18 protein-coding genes are annotated in these 19645 nt (G+C 46.6%); 5 read left to right on the forward strand and 13 right to left on the reverse strand.

Features of this window, described 5'->3' with window-relative positions:
- Nucleotides 1-77: 77 nt before the first annotated feature.
- Together BK816_RS00465 and BK816_RS00470 are read right to left on the reverse strand one after the other, a co-directional pair.
- Nucleotides 78-2234 (reverse strand): glycosyltransferase family protein, encoded by a 2157-nt coding sequence (locus BK816_RS00465; protein ID WP_083378942.1) that lies wholly within the window; start codon nucleotides 2232-2234, stop codon nucleotides 78-80.
- 23 nt (nucleotides 2235-2257) lie between these two features.
- Nucleotides 2258-3712 carry a hypothetical protein gene (locus BK816_RS00470; RefSeq protein ID WP_071163417.1) on the reverse strand — a complete coding sequence of 485 codons (1455 nt, stop codon included), beginning with the start codon at nucleotides 3710-3712 and terminating at the stop codon, nucleotides 2258-2260.
- Between the two features lie 150 nt (nucleotides 3713-3862).
- Here BK816_RS00470 and BK816_RS00475 point away from each other — a divergent pair, with 150 nt between their 5' ends.
- Nucleotides 3863-4489: a hypothetical protein gene (locus BK816_RS00475; protein ID WP_156981948.1), complete on the forward strand. Its 627-nt coding sequence runs from the start codon at nucleotides 3863-3865 to the stop codon at nucleotides 4487-4489.
- 13 nt (nucleotides 4490-4502) lie between these two features.
- Here BK816_RS00475 and BK816_RS00480 read toward each other — a convergent pair whose 3' ends face one another.
- The 6 genes from BK816_RS00480 to wecB all read right to left on the reverse strand — a co-directional run bounded on the left by BK816_RS00480 (nucleotide 4503) and on the right by wecB (nucleotide 11723).
- Nucleotides 4503-5366 (reverse strand): ABC transporter ATP-binding protein, encoded by an 864-nt coding sequence (locus BK816_RS00480; RefSeq protein ID WP_083378943.1) that lies wholly within the window; start codon nucleotides 5364-5366, stop codon nucleotides 4503-4505.
- Entirely contained in the window at nucleotides 5353-6258 is a 906-nt protein-coding gene (locus tag BK816_RS00485) for an ABC transporter permease (protein ID WP_071163420.1), read from the reverse strand. The genes BK816_RS00480 and BK816_RS00485 overlap by 14 nt, the downstream gene beginning before the upstream one ends.
- Nucleotides 6259-7593 (reverse strand): glycosyltransferase family 4 protein, encoded by a 1335-nt coding sequence (locus tag BK816_RS00490; RefSeq protein WP_071163421.1) that lies wholly within the window; start codon nucleotides 7591-7593, stop codon nucleotides 6259-6261.
- Between the two features lie 389 nt (nucleotides 7594-7982).
- On the reverse strand, nucleotides 7983-9263 hold the full coding sequence (locus tag BK816_RS00495; protein WP_083378947.1) for a glycosyltransferase family 4 protein: 1281 nt from the start codon (nucleotides 9261-9263) through the stop codon (nucleotides 7983-7985).
- A 27-nt stretch (nucleotides 9264-9290) separates the two neighbouring features.
- A complete protein-coding gene (wecC, locus tag BK816_RS00500) occupies nucleotides 9291-10544 on the reverse strand; it encodes a UDP-N-acetyl-D-mannosamine dehydrogenase (protein WP_071163423.1) in 1254 nt (417 codons plus the stop codon).
- A gap of 60 nt (nucleotides 10545-10604) precedes the next feature.
- Nucleotides 10605-11723 (reverse strand): non-hydrolyzing UDP-N-acetylglucosamine 2-epimerase, encoded by a 1119-nt coding sequence (gene wecB / locus BK816_RS00505; protein WP_071163424.1) that lies wholly within the window; start codon nucleotides 11721-11723, stop codon nucleotides 10605-10607.
- Between the two features lie 258 nt (nucleotides 11724-11981).
- Between wecB and BK816_RS00510 the strand changes: the two genes are divergently transcribed.
- Complete coding sequence (locus BK816_RS00510; RefSeq protein ID WP_236842335.1) at nucleotides 11982-13064, forward strand: LCP family protein; 1083 nt, start codon at nucleotides 11982-11984, stop codon at nucleotides 13062-13064.
- A gap of 240 nt (nucleotides 13065-13304) precedes the next feature.
- Nucleotides 13305-13781, forward strand: coding sequence for a low molecular weight protein-tyrosine-phosphatase (locus tag BK816_RS00515; protein ID WP_071163425.1), 477 nt, complete (start codon nucleotides 13305-13307; stop codon nucleotides 13779-13781).
- A 122-nt stretch (nucleotides 13782-13903) separates the two neighbouring features.
- Here BK816_RS00515 and BK816_RS00520 read toward each other — a convergent pair whose 3' ends face one another.
- From BK816_RS00520 to BK816_RS00530, 3 genes are all read right to left on the reverse strand, one after another.
- The gene (locus BK816_RS00520) at nucleotides 13904-14374 is read right to left on the reverse strand and encodes a hypothetical protein (protein WP_071163426.1); all 471 of its coding nucleotides are present in this window, start codon (nucleotides 14372-14374) and stop codon (nucleotides 13904-13906) included.
- 1 nt (nucleotide 14375) lies between these two features.
- Nucleotides 14376-14858 (reverse strand): YbjN domain-containing protein, encoded by a 483-nt coding sequence (locus tag BK816_RS00525; protein WP_083378948.1) that lies wholly within the window; start codon nucleotides 14856-14858, stop codon nucleotides 14376-14378.
- Nucleotides 14859-15130: 272 nt separating this feature from the next.
- The gene (locus BK816_RS00530; RefSeq protein WP_071163428.1) at nucleotides 15131-15670 is read right to left on the reverse strand and encodes a phosphoribosyltransferase; all 540 of its coding nucleotides are present in this window, start codon (nucleotides 15668-15670) and stop codon (nucleotides 15131-15133) included.
- A gap of 189 nt (nucleotides 15671-15859) precedes the next feature.
- Between BK816_RS00530 and BK816_RS00535 the strand changes: the two genes are divergently transcribed.
- Together BK816_RS00535 and BK816_RS00540 are read left to right on the forward strand one after the other, a co-directional pair.
- A complete protein-coding gene (locus BK816_RS00535) occupies nucleotides 15860-16324 on the forward strand; it encodes a hypothetical protein (RefSeq protein WP_071163429.1) in 465 nt (154 codons plus the stop codon).
- Entirely contained in the window at nucleotides 16324-18072 is a 1749-nt protein-coding gene (locus BK816_RS00540) for a lipase family protein (protein WP_071163430.1), read from the forward strand. The genes BK816_RS00535 and BK816_RS00540 overlap by 1 nt, the downstream gene beginning before the upstream one ends.
- A 157-nt stretch (nucleotides 18073-18229) precedes the next feature.
- Here the strand turns inward: BK816_RS00540 and BK816_RS00545 are convergent, their stop codons facing one another.
- Together BK816_RS00545 and BK816_RS00550 are read right to left on the reverse strand one after the other, a co-directional pair.
- A complete protein-coding gene (locus BK816_RS00545) occupies nucleotides 18230-18607 on the reverse strand; it encodes a phage holin family protein (RefSeq protein WP_071163431.1) in 378 nt (125 codons plus the stop codon).
- A gap of 96 nt (nucleotides 18608-18703) precedes the next feature.
- Nucleotides 18704-19621 (reverse strand): YwiC-like family protein, encoded by a 918-nt coding sequence (locus tag BK816_RS00550; protein WP_083378950.1) that lies wholly within the window; start codon nucleotides 19619-19621, stop codon nucleotides 18704-18706.
- Between the last annotated feature and the right edge of the window lie 24 nt (nucleotides 19622-19645).

Consider the following 19645-nt stretch of genomic DNA (forward strand, 5'->3'; position numbering starts at 1 on the left):
TAATTATTAACTTGATGTAATGATCTATCGATAATTTGTTTTCTCATCATTGTTTTACCGTTTATTAAAGTGAGTGGTCAAACTATAACCTGATCTTGGCCGTTACCGTAGTACTTTAAGGCCCCAGTAGCATAAAGATCACTGTCACTTACTCGCCATGTATGCCCTGTCTTATCAGCCCAACGGTTAACGATGAAGTTAAAACGATCTGAGCTATATACCTTGGCTCCATCTTCGCGAACCCGTTGGAGGACACTGGAGTCTTCTCCGGAGCCAAGTTCCGGGAATGGGTAAGCATCGAACGTATCTTTATAAGCGCAGAAAGTAGCTCCACGCACAAGATCTGTATACCGATGTTCAAGGTTTGGCATAGTGAGTACAGTCTGGTTTAGCGCCTCAAAGTACATGTAGGTTGCGGCTTTACCAACAATTGCAGCATCCGAGTACTTTAAAGCATTTACTTGATCGCGAGTGTAATTGGGCCCATACCAGTCGTCATCATCCATTCGTACTAAAATTTCACCTTCACATAACTGAACTAGTTGGTTTAAGTTAGCGCCGAGTGTCTGTGAAGTAGGTGCCGAGACTACTCGATATGGGATACCAGCCGATCGAAGCGGGCTAAGCAAATCTTCTTGAATTTCAAAACCGTGAGTTAGCAGCACCAACTCAAATTTATGGTATTCCTGTCTAACAACATTTTGAACCATAATTGGTATCGAGGATGGGCGATTTGTGGTGATGAAAATGCTGACATAAGGGTGGTTTACGTAGCGATAATCAAGGTCCAATACTTCGGAAATCTTATTTAATCTATGGGAGTATAAATGGTTTTCCCAGAGATGTCTTTGAGCTTTATGGACTAATCGTTCTCGATACTCATCGGAACGAGTCAAGAGCTTAAAGGCCGTTGTAGCTTCGTCCATGTCGGAAGCAACTGTTATTAATCCGTTCGGAAAATATCTATCTATCGCTCCCGACGGAGGAGAAACTACAGCTGTTCCGCAGGCTGTAGCTTCAAATATTCTTCGAGCGCACATTGTATCCGAGTCTGCAACGGAGTTAACATTAATGATCGATTTATAAAGATGGTAAGCACCTACCATCGCTGGGTATTTCAGAGAGCCTACGACACGAGAGTTCAAGGGCTGGGGGAACTGATATTTGGGATCAGAATTCTGCCTAGAAAAAATATCTAAATCGAATTGTGCCGCGGCAGGCAAGAGATATTCCATTTGCTCTCTACGCTCGGGATATTTATCTCTAAAGTACATACCACCAAAGGCAATATTCCTATTACGCTTACATCCGCGAGGATTTGCTGGGTTATGTATTTCTGATTGAGCTGCAAACGGAAGCAAGAAGATGTTATCGTGACCGAGTCTTTGTTTGTATTCTGGGATTAGACTTCCTTCAGTGGTAAAAACATAATCCACTAACTCCGCCAGGGGTAAGAAATCTTCGAAATGCGGTGGATCTTCCTTATTCCAGAGCATTACTGGGATACCTTTTGCCTTAGCGATAGAAATTAGATCCTTGATTTCTGGTCGAGGTGCCGATTTGCCGACCAGCTGATATTTCCATTCCCCATTATTTCCTGCCCAGGCAGATTCAATGAAAACTAAATCAAAGTCTTGAGCGTCTAAAATGGATTTGTAATTGGAGGGTGTTGGTAGGGTTTGTATCCATTCCTTAGAAAAGGCATTCACAGTAAATTCGTCAGCTACGACAAGAGCTCGAATATTACTTCTCTTCGAGGAATCCGTATTAACTGAGATAGAAGGAATCCCTTTAATTAAATCAATCTTGCGAAGTTGATCAGCTGTGGGTGTTGCTTTTGATGCACTTGTTTCTTGTTGAGTATTTAGGGAAGTGGTAGCTGTAGGCTTCGTTGAAATAGATTTAATATTTTGGGAAGTTCGTACTACAGTGCCGGCAATATCGTTTGTTTGGCGAGCAAGTTTTCTAATTCTAAATTCAACGCGATCAACATCTTGACGAATAAGTCGATCGTTATTGCTGAGTTTATTTATCGAGGTAAGTTGAAGAGCGCGGCTTCTATGAGCTAACTGGAACAGGAGAATGATTTGTCCCCATAATGCTGCAGTTAGAAAAAATAGGGCTTCAAATTTTCCTACCCACTTCGAAAGGAATAGGGTAAGAATTAAAGAACTTATTAGGAGTAGTAGAAGAATAATTGTGGTTTTATTGAAAACTTTTTTTGCGCTTTTCATAATTTTCCAGACTTTTGAAAGTGCTAATTGCTACTTTTGATTCCTCGTTTTTTTAGCTCTTTATATATTGATTTATTAACTCTTTCCTCAATTGGGAGTGCTAGCATAGCATTAAAGGCACGTCTTGAGTTGAGAGACTGGAAAGCCCGAGTCGCAAGGTCGTATTCCGAGTAAAGAGATGCGCCCCACTTTCCCATTCGGTGCTCCCAATAAAAAAGATCGTAGAAATCATAGTTGAAAATTCTTTCAGGATAGAACTCCATATATTCTATGTAGTCCCTAAAACATTGGATAAGTTTGGGGTCTTCGTTCGCTTTAGAATAAGTGAATTTGGTAGCCAAAACTTCCGGAGTTAACTCTTTTGCTGTTCGATCTTGGTAAAAAACCATTCCGATTTCAGCACCCAAGGAAATAGCTAATACTGAATCAGGGTCTAAATTATGGTAGAAGGAGTTGGCTAGAGATGGGAATCTTGCCCATGTTGGAAAGGTAGTGTTATAAAGCGACGCCATTGGAGTTCCCCCGGAAAGCGGGGAAATATCAATAACTAGTTGAGGCAGCCGAAGATCAACACAGGTTTGATTCGCTTTTATTAAGTCTTTATATGTGTTTTCGGAATTTCTTTCAAAGAAATGGTATGTGACAGGTATGAAGTCGTGTTTCTTTGCAATGTCGAGTGAGATATCAAGAATGGCATTGGAGTCGCCCCCTGATGTGAGCGGAAAGTAAACTTTTTTTCTTTGCTTGAACCATACTTCCATTGCGAATCGTACTTCGTCAATGAAGATGTCTGTAGCCTCACTTACTGTTAATTCTTTTAGAGGTTCGCTTGGAAAAAATCGTTTATGCTCATATTCTCCTTTAGAATACTTAAGAAAACAATTTGGAAAAATCATCTGAGCTACATCGTGTTGAAGCACCAATCCAGGCATTTCTTTACCGCCAGGATTAATGTAGTCTGGATGGTTGACGATCCATTTCTTTCTCTCGCTAGAGACCTCGCCCGATGCGGTTGCTAGCAGTGATGTATGTGATGAAAAAGTTAAATCTTTAGATCCGGTATCGGAAGTATTGGCGCTATAGTATGTAGGAATAGTTCCACAGGGGTCGACGTGGACTACAAGATCCTCGTCGTTCCAGGCAAAGACCGAAAATCTTCCGCCGATCCAAGCGATAAATTCATTAAATGAGGTCCAGTCATTATTGTCTGGAATAAGCGAGATCGCGATGTCTGCAACTTCAGAGGACGATTTTAGATTATTTTTAACATCAAATGCGACTCCAAGCAGAATTAGGGCCTTGTGTCCTTGAGTCGTTTTTCTAACTTCAACTTCGAGCCTAGGATCGTATTGTAGAAAATAGTCATGAATAAATTCGGTCCGCCAATTTTCGGGAAGAAACTGCGCCGCTTGTTTTGAAAGGAAAAAACCGTATGAAAAGTAGTTTTTGTAATCTAAAACTTCTGAGGCGACTTCCATTATTTTCCCTTATTAGTTTTCTGTTCGTAGCGAAAGGATAATGCTATTATGCAGTATCTAGCTTTAGCAGAATGATACTAATATATTTACAGAGTAGCAACTAGTATTTTGCTATATAGTGCACGTATTTTTGAAGAGGTGGATAAGAATATGAATACTTACAAGATAACAGTAGGTATTGTGCTTACGTCAACTTTGTCATTATTTCTTTCTGGCTGCGGATCGTATGCTTTGACAAAAGGGGAGAGGGCTTCATTAGGGTCGTATGAGCAGAGTTTTTATGACGCAGATCGTTGTAAGACATATATGAAGAATAATGCGGGGCAGAGTTCTGACTATAAGCAATTGAATAATATTGTTTTTAAGAACAAGGTGCTTTTCGATGAAGTTAAAGATTCGATCAAAAATAATAGTTATTTAGGTGATAAGAAAGACTTGCTTTCGAGAGTGGATAAAGGTCAAGATGAGTTAGAGGGTGTGTGCAAAAAAGTAATTCAAACTTATCCTAACTTGTTGGATGGCAGTGATGCTGATGCTATTAATGCTTTGAACGGGTCCGTTAAGAAAGCAGAAGGGGTATTGAAAAAACTTGCACACTGTAAAGCGGCTAAGAATGAAAATTACAAGTTTTTGGAATGGCATGTAACTGTTGCGCAGAAAATGATTGCGGCTCACAACGCTTTGGCAATTAACCAACGGGCATACTACAAAATGGAAACTATTAATATCGATAAAAGTCGGGAGCGATTAGAGAATCGTAAGTTTGCAAATTGCTAGGGAGTTCTTAGCGTTAATCAAGCTTCTCTAAGGTGAATTCAGTGATAGTATCATCTAGTAGCTTGGCTGCTTGTTCGTGGCGACCCTGTGCTATATCCCAAGCCCATTTTCGATAGGCACGGGCAACTTCTTGTGCTGATCCATCGGCGATCATTTTTCCTTTGTGTAACCAGATCGCTCTACTACACATTTCCTCGATTGTTTGAGCCGCATGGGAAACTAAGAACATCGTCCCAGCATTTCTTCTGATTTCTGCCATCTTTTCTTCAGATTTTGCCTTGAATGCGGCGTCGCCTGTAGCTAAAGCTTCATCGATTAGTAGAATCTCTGGCTTTGCTGCAGTTGCAATGGCGAACCTTAACCGCGATCCCATTCCTGAAGAATAGGTGTCCATTGGGAGATAAAATGAATCCCCAAGTTCAACGAAGTCCTCAATTTCGGGAATAACTTTTTCAGTTTCTTCTGGACTAAGACCCATAGCTAAACAGCCAAGTTTAACATTTTCATGTCCAGAAAGGTGTGGCACGAGTGCGGCTGAAACCCCCAGAAGGATCGGTTGATGAGTTGCTAAAACGTGACCCGATGTGGGTGTTTCTAAGCCTGCGATTACTCGCAACATTGTAGATTTTCCTGAGCCGTTTAATCCTACAAGTCCAACGGCTTCTCCAGACTGGACTTTAAATGAAACATCTGACAATGCGTTTACTACTACTTCAGGCTTCCGCCCTAGGATTTTTCTTGAGATAGTTTCAAATTTGGATTTGGAATATGAATAATTGGTTGAGGGTACTTTATACCGTACTTTCAGGTGGTCCACTACCACAGACAATCCGCCAAGTTTAATATCGTCTTTGACTTTATTATTAGCCTTTTGCATAATGAACTTCTCGACTCCAAAATAGAATAAAACTGATAACTAGGGTCCCAAACGAACAAATAGTTAAAAATGTCCAGTGGTAGACTGAAGGAACTCTGTTGTAAATGAGAACGTCTCGGATCATATCGAGTATTAGATAAGCAGGATTAGATTCCATAACGGCGATTATTTCCGGATGCTCTTTGAACCTTGAAACACTGAAAAATACACCGGAGATATAAAACCAAAAGCGAGTGAAAAAAGTGAATATTGTTCTAAGATCGGGAATTATGCTCGTTGCCCATGCGGAAAAAAAACAAAGTCCGAGGCCGAAGACAAAGAGAAGCAAATATACTATTGGGAACAGAAGCCAGGTTAAGTATGGCCTACCAGTTCCTTGGGGAAGAAACACCACTACAACAAGACTCATTACAATAACGGGTAATGAATCTATAAAGTCACGGATTGAATTTGAAATAACTAAAGATGCTCTTGGAAATGCGAAGGCTTTAATTACATTTCTATTACCTCTTATTAATCCAACGCCTCCCATTAGCGGTCTAGTTACGAAACTAAAGTACGTTACTCCAATAAAAAGGAAAGGGATGAAGTGATCGACTCCTTTTGAGGTTTTCAATAGGTATCCGAAAACTACACCGTAAACTATGGCGTCAAGCAACGGCGATAAAATAAGCCATGCATGTCCGAGGATCATGTTTCTTGAAGACTGAAAGGCTTTTGCTTTAGACTCTGCGATAATGAAATAACGTCTTTGCCAAAGCTGTTTTAAGTATACTTGTATTTTAGGGCGTCCCGTTACCGGTTTAAGGTTTGAGATATCAAAATGGGGTTCAACAGGTTTCCATGTTGGCATCCAAATATTCTCTACAGTTACTGGGGAAGAATCCTGCATTTAAATTTCCCCTCCCTCCAATTTTTTATATATTTCTCTATATATCTTAATGCCTTGCTCCCAAGTTCTTGAGGCTGCAAGCTTTTTACAATCGATATCATATCTATCGTAATCACTCTCAGATAAATTGCCTAGTGCAGCAGCCCATGCGGTCTCGTCATTGGGAGGTAGTAACCAATCCTGATGTCCCTTCGGTACTAGTTCAGCTAAGGCCGGAAGATCAGAGTAAAGCACCGGTACTCCATATGATAATGCAGGGATTGATTTCATTGGAGTAACAACTCTGGTTACTTCAGTATCTTTGCGAGGAACGCAAAAAACATCAATTGCTTGATACCAAAAGTCTGCTTCCTGATTACTTACTCGACCTGGGAAAAAACAATAGTTAATAACATCATGCTTACATGCAAGTTCAATGATTTGAGGTAATGATACCCCGTCCCCAACGATTGCCAAGTAGGCGTGTTTTTTTGATTTCCTCAGAAGCAAAAGGGCTTTTATTAAAATATCGAGACCTTCATAATCAACTATTGAAGAAATAGTGCCGAATACGAAAAGGTCGGGACTAATTCCTAAGTGTTGTCGAGAAAAATCGCGTTTTCTTTTTTGCTTAAGTTGACTTTCCGGAACTCCATTTGGAACGATAAATATTTTTGCTTCTTCAACACCGCGAGACACTAAAGAATTTTTTTGTACTTCAGATAGGGCTATTACCGCATTGGCTTTTTTAGCTAAACTAGTTTCAACGTGGCGAAGGGCTAAGTATCTCTCTGAATGTCGTGCAATTTCTTGCTGCTCCTTAGGGAATCTAGCTACCCACGAGTTTTCTAACTCGCCACGCATTTCATATACCCATGGTATTCCCAGTGCATTTGCTGCAGCACAGGTTACAAGCCCATTTTGAAAATCTGTAGTTGAGTGTAGAAGTGCGGGCTTTAAATCTCTTGCAATTTCAACTATAAATAGAGCTTGATTTTTTAATTTTTCAGAAAAAAGTGATGGAATTTTCCAGGGGAGAGAACGGAAATAGGTGATTCCATCGATGTTATCAAAGCCTTTTCGGCTAAAACGACCTATCGATACTGGATAGCCAAGTCTAGTCACACCGTAAACTTTAAGACCAGATAATCTGGCTGTCTTTAGCAAGGCATGGCTACGGTGAGAGTAACCGGATGAAGTTGTCGGTAGAGAATTCGTGAGGATGAATAATGCGTCCGATCGTGGAATATAGGTATGTTGAGATGGAATCGAAATATTTCCACGTTCGATGACTTTTTTTTCGTCAAGTAAACGTTTTTTTAAACTGCCTGTCGCGAGCATAGTCGCGGCACTCATATTTCCTTTAGTCCATTCAAGTCGTGCGCTTGTGTTACGAGGCATTCCATCAACGCTTGTTTTTGTGACAATACAAAGGGAATCACGAAATGCTTTCGGACGTGCTATTTCTAAATAGGGCTTAGCATTCTGGGGTAGATCTAAAAGAATCCAACCCAAGGCCATAAGGGAGGGGAACCTGCAGTCGTTTTTGCTAGGTTCAATCGTCAGTATGTCATCAGAGTGTTTAATCTGATGGCATATTTTAAAGAGTAATCGGGCTAGTTTAGCTCGACGTTCTGCTGGAAATTTACGCAGAATTTGTATTAAAAAATGTGCTGGATCTTCAGATGCTAGCCTAAAAGATGACCAGATAAGTGAACTTATTTGGCGTAACCAAGGGACTCGTCTCATTTCGAGTCCTCAACTAGCTTTTCAACAGCACTAATCCAGTCTTTCGCCAGTGAAGCAACACTAGGGTGATTTTTGAACCAATTAGCACCTCTACCGTCAACTTCCAACATGAAACGGTTATGAAAAAGTTTAACCCAAAGATCAGCAAGCTCATCTTCATTCATGGGTGACACAACGTGACCAATCCCTGATTCCGTAACGATTTGCGCAGCCTCGCCAGCAATAGCAGCTGAAACATGTTTCTCTGCCCACATGGCTTCAAACAGCTTCGAGGGAATTGTATACTCCATCGGTTTCCAGTCGCGTAGATGTACGAGAATAGTATCTGCCCACCTATACTGATCGATCACTTTGTGAAACTGAATACGACCTAAAAACTCTACTGGTACACTAAGTCTTTCAGCGTTTCGACGAATGGTATTTATATGAGCGCCGCCACCGGCAATTCGCATTGTTACATTCGCGCCGCGTTTTCTTGCTTTTGCTAATGCCCTAATTGCGCTTTCTAATCCTTGCGCGCGTCCAACGGTACCTGCATAGAGAACCCTCAGTTCATTGGTGTCATGCTTAGGGTATTCGTTGCAATTAGGGATTCCTGTATCTGCTCGATTGCGGACCGCAACTACATTTTGTAGTCCTTTTCCTCGTTCCAATTCGGCTAAGGATTCTGTAGTTGTAATAATTAAATTTGCCTTTTTTAATGTGTATTCTAATACTTTTCCACCTAGTAAAAGCATGTAGTGGGTAATCGTAAGTTTTAGTTTTGAGAGTGGATTACGGATACCTGGGTGCGGATCTCTCCATTCATCCATATATTTGAGTATTTCTGGCCATGCGTCTCGGAGTTCGATGACCAAAGGCATATGTGCCTTTCTGGCAACTCGTCTTGCGATTAATGCAGACGGTAGAGCTGGGACCGTGCAGCAAACTACGTTGTAAGGGATGTTTGCTAGTTTTGCGTTCTTTATTTCATTTTTAGCGGCCCAGTATGATGACCAAGCAATAATAGCTTGGTCTTTAACCCTGCTAACAATCGTCTTATCATGCACGCAGAAATCTGAACGAATTATTTTTAAATTTGGTCGCGGTTCGCTAATGCTTCCAGCTTTGTGTTCGGGCAACCAAGATAGCTCCTTCCCCCCTGGATAATGAGGGGGAGGAGCTATCACCGTAAGTTGATGATTCTCGTTTAGAAGCGCATTTGATATCCAACGCCAGCGTCTCTGAACCACACCTTGTTCAGGTTCCCAATATTGGCTGATAAATAGAATGCGCATACTAAAATCTGAAAATCGAGCGTTAACTCAGTTGTTAACTACACCGCGAGTATCAATTAACTTCTTACCTTCGAGCTGTCCTAGCGTTAGTTCTTTGAAGGGGGCGTGATCTACAAGAAGTGCAATAACCTCACACTCATTTAGCGCGTCTTCAAGTGAGACTAGTTTGATTTTGTCGTTGCCGGCAAGCTTTTTTGGAAGCTCCGTAATGTTGGGTTCTACAGCGTAAACCTCTGAAACTTCAGGTTTATCCGCAAGGTCTAGTGCGATAGATACTGATGGGCTTTCACGAAGATCATCAATGTCTGCTTTAAAAGCTAGTCCAAGGACTGCGACCTTATTTGTGCCGGTTTGTGAAAGCGCAGTGGCTACTTTCTGGATAACGTAGTTTGGCTTGCCGTCGTTAACTTCGCGGGCAGTACGGATCAGATTTGAGTTTTTCCGGTCAGCAGACACAATAAACCAAGGATCTACTGCGATGCAGTGGCCACCTACACCTGGGCCCGGTTGAAGGATGTTAACTCGAGGATGTTTGTTTGCCAAACGGATTAGTTCCCATACGTCAATACCTAATTCGTCAGAAATAAGTGATAGTTCGTTGGCGAACGCAATGTTAACGTCGCGGAATGAGTTTTCCGTAAGTTTTGCCATTTCAGCAGTGGTGGCATCAGTTAGGTGAATTTCCCCATCGCAGAAGGTTGCGTAGGCATCTTTAGCCATTTGAGCTGCTTCAGGGGTAAGACCGCCGATGATACGGTCATTTGAAACTAGTTCAATCATAATTCGTCCTGGCAAAACTCGCTCTGGTGCATGTGCAAAATGAACCACGGGTCGACCATCGCTACCATCAATAGACAAGTCAGGCCGAGCTGCCATTACGCGATCTGCCATGTGCTGGGTGGCCCCTGGAGGAGAGGTTGATTCGAGAACAATAAGTTCATCCCCTACTAATTGAGGGATTAGGCCATCAGTAGCAGCGTCAATGAATGATAGATCAGCTTCATGATCACCCTTGAATGGAGTAGGGACAGACACAATATAGATGTCGGCCTTTGGAGTCTCTTTGGAAACCGTTAAAGAACCGTTATCCACGACCTCTTTAAGGGCATTTTCAAGCCCTTCTTCAACAAAGGGTAAACGCCCAGCCGAAACATATTCAATTGTACGGTCTGAAACATCAACGCCTTTAACTTTCCAGCCATTTTGGGCAAATACTACAGCCGTTGGTAAGCCGATGTATCCAAGGCCAATAATAGCGATGCTCTTGTCGTTAGGGTTCATTGCATTCCTTCCAAAAGTGTTTTTCATACTATAAGTTATTTAATGCTTTAATGCTTGTGTCTAAATACCCAGAAGCTTTTTAATAGCTTTAATGGATTTTTCGGCAGCATCGCCGTTACCAAACGGGTTTGAAACGTTTGTCATCGCGCTGTATGTATTTGGATCAGTCGCAAGTTGTTTGAAGGAACTTAAGATTAGCTCCCGGTCGGTGCCGACGAGTTTTACACCACCAGCTTCCACTGCTTCAGGACGCTCAGTTGATTCGCGCATGCAAAGTACTGGTGTGCCCACTGAAGGTGCTTCTTCCTGTACGCCGCCCGAATCGGAGAGGATGATGTGAGCGCGTTTAAGCATAGCGGCAAATTCGAGGTAAGCCAACGGTTCACAGACGTATACGTTCTCTAGACCCTCAATGTGTGGCACAAGTGCTTCTCTGAGTAGAGGATTGCCGTGAACAGGGAAAACTAGCTGATACTCTGGGAAGTTTGTAGCAATATCTCGAAGTGCTAGGCCAACTGATTCAAGCTTCTTCCAGTTTTCGCGACGATGACAGGTTACAAGCACCACCGGTTTATCACTTTTGGCAATTGAGTTCAGTTTAGAATCTGAGAAAGTTACTTTTTGGTCTGTTGCGTATAGCAAAGCGTCAATTACAGTATTCCCAGTGACTGCGATGTTGTCAGGGTTTACGCCTTCGTTTAGTAGATTCTGTTCCGAAGTTTTGGTTGGAGCCAAGTGGAGAGATGCAACTTGGGTAGTAAGGCGTCTGTTTGCTTCTTCAGGGAATGGGGTGCTAATGTCCCCAGAGCGAAGACCTGCTTCTAAATGGATGACTGGAATCTGTCGGTAAAACGCAGCTTGGGCGGCTACTGAAACGGTAGTGGTATCTCCCTGAACTAGCACTGCATCGGGAGTGCACTCGTCAAATAGCGCGCCCAAGCGCGTAAATACTTTCCCTGCCAATTTATTGAGATCTTGCCCTTTTTCAAAGCAATCTAGATCGTAGTCTGGAGTAATGCCAAAAACTTTGTTCACTTGATCGAGCATTTCACGATGTTGACCGGTAGAAACTGCAACTGCAGAAAGTTCTTCGTCGTTCGACAATGCGCGAATGATCGGAGCTACCTTAATCGCTTCAGGGCGAGTGCCGTAGACGACCATTAATCGTTTTGGAGCCATTACTTGTTTCCTAACCCAGAGAATAATAGTACTTGCCGAATTATATGCCTATTTCTCGTTTTGTGAATACCTAAACGTAATAAATAGTACTGTTGTTATTTCTTTACATTGTTCAAGATTTTATATTTTGTCGACTCTGTGGAGTGAAAGCTGCTTAGCGATTATACAAAATCGATATATACTAGACTTCGCTAGCTGGCCGTAAAGGCTATTGTTTTGACGCCCGAAAAGGGTGAAACTGTAGGCAAGGAGCAGACCATGTCTGAAAATATGCCGTCTCGTAGACAACGGAATCAGGGTGCCGCAGCCGGCACTGCCACCGTTGGTATGCCAAAGAAAAATCGTCGCGCTTTGAAGATTATTTTGGCGATTTTGATTGTGCTTTCACTTTCGATCGCATCTGCGGTGGCCTACATTATTCATAGCACCACCAAAAACATTGAACGCTTTACCTTGGATCCCAATGCGGGTGCTAACCAGGGCGTCGACCCGAATGGTTCAGCTGAACCTTTTAGTGCTGAGCCAACCCCAGAAGCTAATAATGCTTTGAACTTTTTGATTCTTGGTTCGGACTCCCGCATTAGTGCCGGTGATCCCACTAAGTGGCGCGCTGGTGCGCAGCGTACTGACGCCATGATGATTCTGCAGGTGAATGGTGACCGCACCGGCATCAACATTGTGTCGATTCCTCGTGACTCCTGGGTGAGCATTCCTGGTTACCACAAGGCCAAGATTAACGCCGCTTTCAGCTACGGTGGCCCGAACTTGGCTGTGAAGACCGTTCAGGATTTGACCGGTGTGCGCATTGACCACTTTGCCATCGTAGACTTCAACTCTTTCAAGACTTTGACCGATGAGCTCGGTGGCGTCAGCATCAATACCACTCAGGGTCAGATGACCATGAATGGTGAAGAGGCTCTGAAGTTCGTGCGTGAACGTAAGCACCTAGCTAACGGTGACTTTGACCGTGCTCGCCGCCAGCAGGCGTGGATGCGCGCTATGGCCGCCAAGACTTTCACCTCTGACGTGCTTTCGTCTCCTTCGAAGGTGATGAGCTTGATCGAGGTCGCCACGAAGAACTCGGCCCTCGATGATGGTTTGACCGTCCCGAAGATGGTTTCTTTGGCCGCGGAAACTCGTAACATTCGTGCGAAGAACATGAACTTCTTCCTCGCTCCGGTTGCGGGTGTGGGTCGTAGTGCCGATGGCCAGTCGATCGTGAACCTCGACTACTCGCAGTTTGATCCTTTGATGAAGGCTTTCGCCACCGACAAGGTTAGCCAGTACCTGCAGGAACACCCTGAAGCTGAGAAGTACTTGCTCAAGTCGAAGGTACGCTGAGCGAGTTATCGAGCCGCTGCTGGCGGACTGCTTGCTTAGCTGCCGGTATTTAGCTGGTTGCTTGGCCAGCAATACTGGCTGGCTGCTTGGCCGTCATTACCCAGCTTTGAGCTAGCAAACTTTTGGGGCTGCCTATCCGAATTTCGGGTAGGCAGCTTCTTTTTGTCTCCGAGGGCATTTGGGGCGCGCTTCCCGTCCTCGGTGGTTTCGCACGATTGTTTGATGTGGGATGATGGTGGCATGACAAAAAGAGTTTTAACAGTTTGCCATGGAAACATTTGCCGTTCGACGATGGCTGAGCAGGTGCTTCGCGCTGACTTGCCTGCCTTCGGTTTGGATGTGCAGCTCGATAGTGCGGGAGTTTCGTCCGAGGAGTCGGGTAACCCGATCGATCGTCGCGCTGCCGCAGTTTTGCGTAAGGCCGGTTATCCTTTGGGTTCGCACCGGGCACGCCAGGTGCAGGCCAGTGAGCTGCCAAGTTTTGATTTGGTTTTGGCAGCCACAAACTCCCAGGTTTCACGTTTGCGTCAGTTGGCCTTGCAGGCTGGGATGACCGAGGCCGAGGCCGCCGACCGGATTCGCCTCTACCGCGATTTTGACACCGATGGTGGGGGAGACATGCCCGACCCGTGGTATGGCGGCCCAGAGGACTTTAAAGAGACGCTAGCAACCATTCAGCGTTGCACTGAGAATATCGCGAATCATTTAGCTGACTAATCTGCGAATGGCCTCTTTGGGCCAGTCATAGTCGCGCGAGCGAGCGTAAGCAAAAAGGTTTCCCCGTAGCACCGATGTCCGGTGGCTACGGGGAAACCTTTTTAACGTATTAACGTTTTGCGTCAGCCCAAGTTGGAGTTGACAGCCTCGCTCAAGGTCATGACTTCGTTTTCTAGCATCTGGAAAAGACCCATGAGGGTTTCTAGCTGCTGGTCGGTCATGCCGGCTGGGGTGCCGTCCTCGGCTGGCATGCCAAGGAAGATATTGACATCAGCGAGTACCTGGGTGCCGGTTTCGTCCTCGGTGGTGAAGAAGGTTGGGAAGAAGGTGGCGGCGTGGCGTTCAGCGATCTGGGCGTTTGCCACAGCCTTGCCATGCTCGTCCAAGTTAGCTTCCCAGAAGGCGCGGAACACGAGGAAGGTGTTGCCGCCGTCGAGGGCGATGGACATTGGGACGTCACCGAAACCGGTGGAGATGCGGCCGCCGTCGAGCTGGTAGTTCAAACCAGCTGCTTCGAACAGGGCGGCAACACGTTCAATGGTGACTGGAGTTACCAAGCTATCGGTGTTTAGGGAGTTGTTCTGGTCAGTCATCTCATGCGTCCTTTTCAGTTTCGTCCTGGTCGGAAACGTCTGGGAGTTCGTCCTGCCAAGTCACTAGGTGGGGTAGGGCCTCTTCCAAAACGGTGGCTACCCGCATGGACAAGCTGAGGGATGCCTGTAGGTATTCCGAAAGCTGGTCGTCGGTCATGCCGGCCATTACGATGGTGTTAGCTTCGGTGTGAAGCTGTGGGGCACCTTCTGGGTTTGCCGAGATGTAAACCTTTGGCATGAGAGCGGTAGCGTTGTGATGCTGGACCAAGTTGGAAATTTCAGCCAAGTCAGCTGGTTCGCTCAAATCGCCGCGCCAGAGACCATGGACGGAGAAAATGCCGCCATCATTGATCTGGCAGATGAAAGCCATGTTGGTGAAAGGAACGACGACGGTGCCGTCCTCTGCTTCCAACTGTGAACGCAAGCCGAGCGCTTCGAACATAGCCGTAAGCCGCTCTAGCGTCACCTCCGTAGGAGTAGTCATAAATCAACCCTTCTTAAGATTTCAGTCCCACACATCGCGGGAATAACAGTATTCAGTCTATCGAGTTGACGTTAATCACATCTGCTAGGAAGGGGTAATTTTGCCGATACCGAAAAGTTGCGCCCACAGGATAAAAAGAACCTGTCAACTCCCAAGGGAGCTGACAGGTTCGAAGTATGTGTGCTAAAACTTTTGGTTTGTTCGACTGTTGGCAAGCAATATGTTGTTCTTTTGAACTGGCTTGCTAGCTAGTGACTACAAACTGTTGAGTTTCAGTTATTTGGGGTGACTGGTGGGAGGACTGACCAGGGGAAGTTGATCCAGAGGTCGGTTTCTTTCCACACGTAGTCTGGTTTGATGACCGAGCGAGACTTTTCGTAGATCACGAGGGAGCGGGCGTCGACCTTCACGGCTGCTTTTCCGTCGAGGGAGAGACCGTCCTTGGCGATCAGGTCCATTACCATCTTGAGGGTCTTGCCGGAGTCGGCTACGTCATCAACCACGAGGACTTTCTTGCCATCTAGGGCGGAAACGTCCATGAGTGGGGGAAGTAGAACTGGTTCGGGGAGAGTTTCGGCCACGTCAGTGTAGAACTCCACGTTCATTGTGCCGATTGCTTTCACACCGAGCGCGTAGGAGACTGCGCCAGCTGGAAGAAGACCACCACGGGCAACTGCCACGATGAGGTCAGGCATCCAGCCTGAATCCGCTACTTTCTGCGCTAATTCGCGGGTTGCGTCGCCAAATCCCTGCCAAGTCAAAGACTCGCGGGGGGAACCGTCATTACTTGTTGCACCATCATCAAAAGCCATGACGATACTCTACCCGCCGCGGCTAGTTTGTGGCAAAGCGAAACTAGTTGTTTGTGATTGATCGGGGTTTAGTTTTCTCCACAGGCATCGATTCCCACAACCTCTGTAGCAATTTTGGGGTTTGAGGTGGGTCTTTTGTCATGCTGTTTGGTGTTAGCGATTGGTTTCGTTTTGGTTTGGAGGTTTGGCATGTGGTCAGTGGCAAGTAACGGTAGTGGACTTTTGGGGGCAGTTACTGAGTTATCTCGACAGGTAGCTAGGTGCGATTTTGGTTCAGCTTGGCAGGGGGCGGCGTCTCAGCCAGCTCGTCAAAGTTTGCTTTCTTTGCAGGCCGAGGCCGCAAACCTGTTTTCTTCGGCGGTGGGGGTAGTGGCCGCCGACCATAGTGCCAAGGAAAGCTATGATCTGGTCTTAGCTGCTCAAGCTACCAGCCTGACGCCGGGATTTTCCCTAGAATCTAACGACGTTTGGGGTGTTGCTGCAGTCGGGGCAGAGGGGTCTGGCTATGGTATGCGCAGTGTTGCGGGATCAGATTTGTCGTCTGGAGTTTCTTCTAGCCTAAAGGGGTCAGCGACTTCGCTTCCTCATGGCACTTTGGGGCTTTCTTCTGGTTCTGATGGCGTACCAGTTCGGTCGTGGGCGGTGGCGCGCTAATGGCAGGTGATGATCTGGGGCTGGATCGCGTTGATTCTTTTACTAGTGGTGTGGGGGTGATGGTTTCTGGGGGCACATTTTTTCGGGTGGATGTGCCGGCTTTGACCGCGATGGCAAAGTTTTTGCGTAGTCAAGAGGGTCAGGTGCAGTTAGCTTTGAATCTGGCGAATCGTTTGGGGAGCGAGGCACATTTACGGCAGTCTTCTTTGGCGGCCCTAGAACGTCGTTTGGCTTTACCGGTTTATCAACTCTCCCAGGCTCATTTGCACACCCTGGTTTCGAGGGCCCAGTCGGCGCAGTTGGCCACGATTGGTGCGGTGACCACTTGTACGCAGGATTTGCAGCATTTTTTGGCACATTTGCATAGTTTTGTGGATCGTTTGTTGGCGTTAATGGGGGTACTTGCCGAGGCCGAGGAAAGTGCTCGCCAGAACACTGCCTCGTGGGTTTTAAACCACCAACTGGTAGAGCAAGCGAGCGCCTTGAGCGGTTGGGAAGCAAAGAGCCGTTTGGGGTTTTCGTTCTTTGTCGCGCGAAAATCGGTACTGGCGACCGAGGCGATTGGTCAGGAAAAACCTGAACTTTTGGCCAGGTTCTTGAATGATACAAGTGGCTTTTTATTAGACAACTCTGGAGGGTGGTTTTCTTCCGCCCTCGGACGCAAAGGTGGGAGTGTTGCCGTTCCTGCGGTGGGGCTTTTGGGAAGTTATTTTACCCATGATACTTCTTGGCAAAAAGGTAGGGTGCGTAGTTCTTTAGGACGGGATGCCTGGCCTGTTGAAACCAGGCGAGCCTTGGTCAATGCATCTAGCTTGGGGGCAACTGCTGGCTCATTTGCCACCAACCGGGATGGTGAAGAGTCGCCACTTTTGTCTAATACTCAAAAGTTTGCGGGTGTTTTGGCGCAGACTGCGTCAGTGTTGTCGTGGCCGAGCCGTGGTGGCCACCTAGAGTCTCGTATCTTGTCGTTTTCGGGTGAGCAGTTTGAGCGGGTGTCAACCCCGAAAACTCCGGGGGAGTTGGTGGATCGTTTTTCTTTGGCTGATGCGCGTTTGGATTCTGCCGAACTTGGGCTTGACCGGACGGTTGCGGGACATGTGGTGGTGTTGCGTCATCAAGGACCGAAGGGGGATAGCTGGTCGGTATTACTTCCTGGGACGCAGACTTGGCGTTTGGGCGATGCTAGTCCACAGGGTTTGCTTTCGAATTTGCAGGTGGTAGCTGGTCAAGATTCTGAACAGTCTGAGGCGGTTTTATCGGCTATGCGCCAAGCGGGGATCCGTCCAGGTGACCCGGTTGAGTTGGTGGGACATTCTCAGGGTGGGGCGGTTGCGTTAGATTTGGCGGCTAGGCAGCAGCGTTTGGGAGAGTTTCAGATTGGGGTGGTGACTACTTTGGGCGCCCCGACTGGAGCCTCGGCTTTGACTTTGGTTGCTGCTAACCAAAAGGGCGGGCAACTACCTAGGATCTTATCGCTTCGGAATTCTCGCGATTTAGTTACTGCGATGGGCGGAGTGCAACTACCTGGTGCGGCGAATCATGTGGTGGTGTCGGGAAATGTTCCCAAGGATTGGGCTCCGAAAGCGCATGGTCAGGACGGTTACCGTCTGATCGTAAAAGAGGCTGAGCGGCTTGGTGATGATAATTTGAACGATTTCTCGGACTATCGTCAAAGGTTTTTGGGTTTGGACCAGCCGGGTGTGAAGTCTTCACAAATTTTGGTAGAAAATGTGCGGGTGGGAAAGTAGCAAGATGAGAGTGTGGGCGCTACAACTTGGGCTATGCCTTCGGGCGTATTTGCTTTAAGTTTCGGTTGGAAAGTAGTGGGCCGACCATACTAGGGATTTAGGTTAAGTATGATCGGCCCACTTGATAGTTTTAGCTGGTTGCTATGTTGTGTTTACTTCAGTCCTTGCTGGAGATGAGGGCGGTGACTGCGCTGGCAATGATGCTGACGATTAGGCCACCGAAGAGTGCTGCCCAGAAGCCGCTGACATGTAGACCCCAGGTTAGCTGGGTGGAGATCCAGCCGGTGAGGCCAATAATGATGGCGTTAACTACAAGCCCGAAAAGCCCGAGGGTCAGAATATAGAGCGGGAATGATAGGAACTTGATGACTGGGCGCACGATGCTGTTCAGTAGGGTGAGGATCAGGCCGATGGAAAGATAGGTCAGAATGTTTTCGCTAGTGGAGGCGGTTTCTGGCACGAATAGGCCTGGTAGTAGCAGGGTAGCCACCCAGAGGCCAACGGTGTTGGCGATGATTTGGTATACGAATTTCATTTTCTTCTCCTGTTAGGTCCTATCTAGATAAACAACCATTCTACTATTTTTGTTCCCATTTTTGGAGCGTGCTCCATTTTGGTGTGGTTGTGGGTGTTAGAGGGTGGCGCCTAGGTAGATTCCGATGGTGAGGATGATTTCGAGGATGCCGATGGGGGCTGGGCGGATGGGTTTTTTCTTTTGGTTTATTCGTTTTTGGTTGAGTTGGGGGATGGTGATGGCGCGGAGGATGATGATGGTCCAGAGGGGGATCATGGTGAGGCTGGCCCAGCCGGAGGTGATGGTGCCGATGATGATGACTCCGGCTCCGAGGTGGTATCCGGTGGTGGTGGTTCGCCAGGCTGGGTTGCGGCGTCCGCGGATTAGTGATTTGACGTATGGGGTGGTGCCGATGAAGTAGAGGGCGTAGATGATGGTGAGGATCCAGATGTATTTCCAGCCGCCTTGTGTGGGGTGGTGCCATAGTGGGGTGGGGTTTGGGATGCCTTGGGGGTTTAGGGCCCAGCCGATGTTGGGTTGGTTGGGGTTTAGGCCGGGGGCTAGTAGCTGTGGGAGGTTTGGGTTTTGTGGTCGTGGGGTTTGCCAGCCGAGGTCGTAGGTGATGGGGAGGAGCATGACTGCGGTGAGGGTGATGAGTGTTCGGGCTGGGAGGTCGCGGTCTTTTTTGATGAGTGCTTGTTGGATGGGGACGACTAGTAGGAGGGCGATGGGTGTCCACCAGATTAGGGCTGGTTGGGTGATGGCGGCTGCTAGTAGTCCGAGGATGGTGATGGTGGTGTAGGTGCCTAGTGGTTGTTTGATTGGTTGTGGGTTGCGGGAGCGAACGTAGACGGTGAGGGTGTGGTACGCACCGAGGCCGGAGAGGGAGGCGAGGAGGAGCCATCCTTGGGCGAGGGTCCAGTGGGAGAGGGTGAGTCCGGTGAGCCAGGGGGTGATGATCATGGCCCAGGCGCCGTGTTCGTTGGGCACCCAGTGGTTTTTGTTCTTTTTGGTTTTTGTTACGTTTTGGCTCATTTGTTCAGGATAACAAAAGTGGAG

This window comes from Boudabousia tangfeifanii, from assembly GCF_001856685.1.
Classification (GTDB): domain Bacteria; phylum Actinomycetota; class Actinomycetes; order Actinomycetales; family Actinomycetaceae; genus Boudabousia; species Boudabousia tangfeifanii.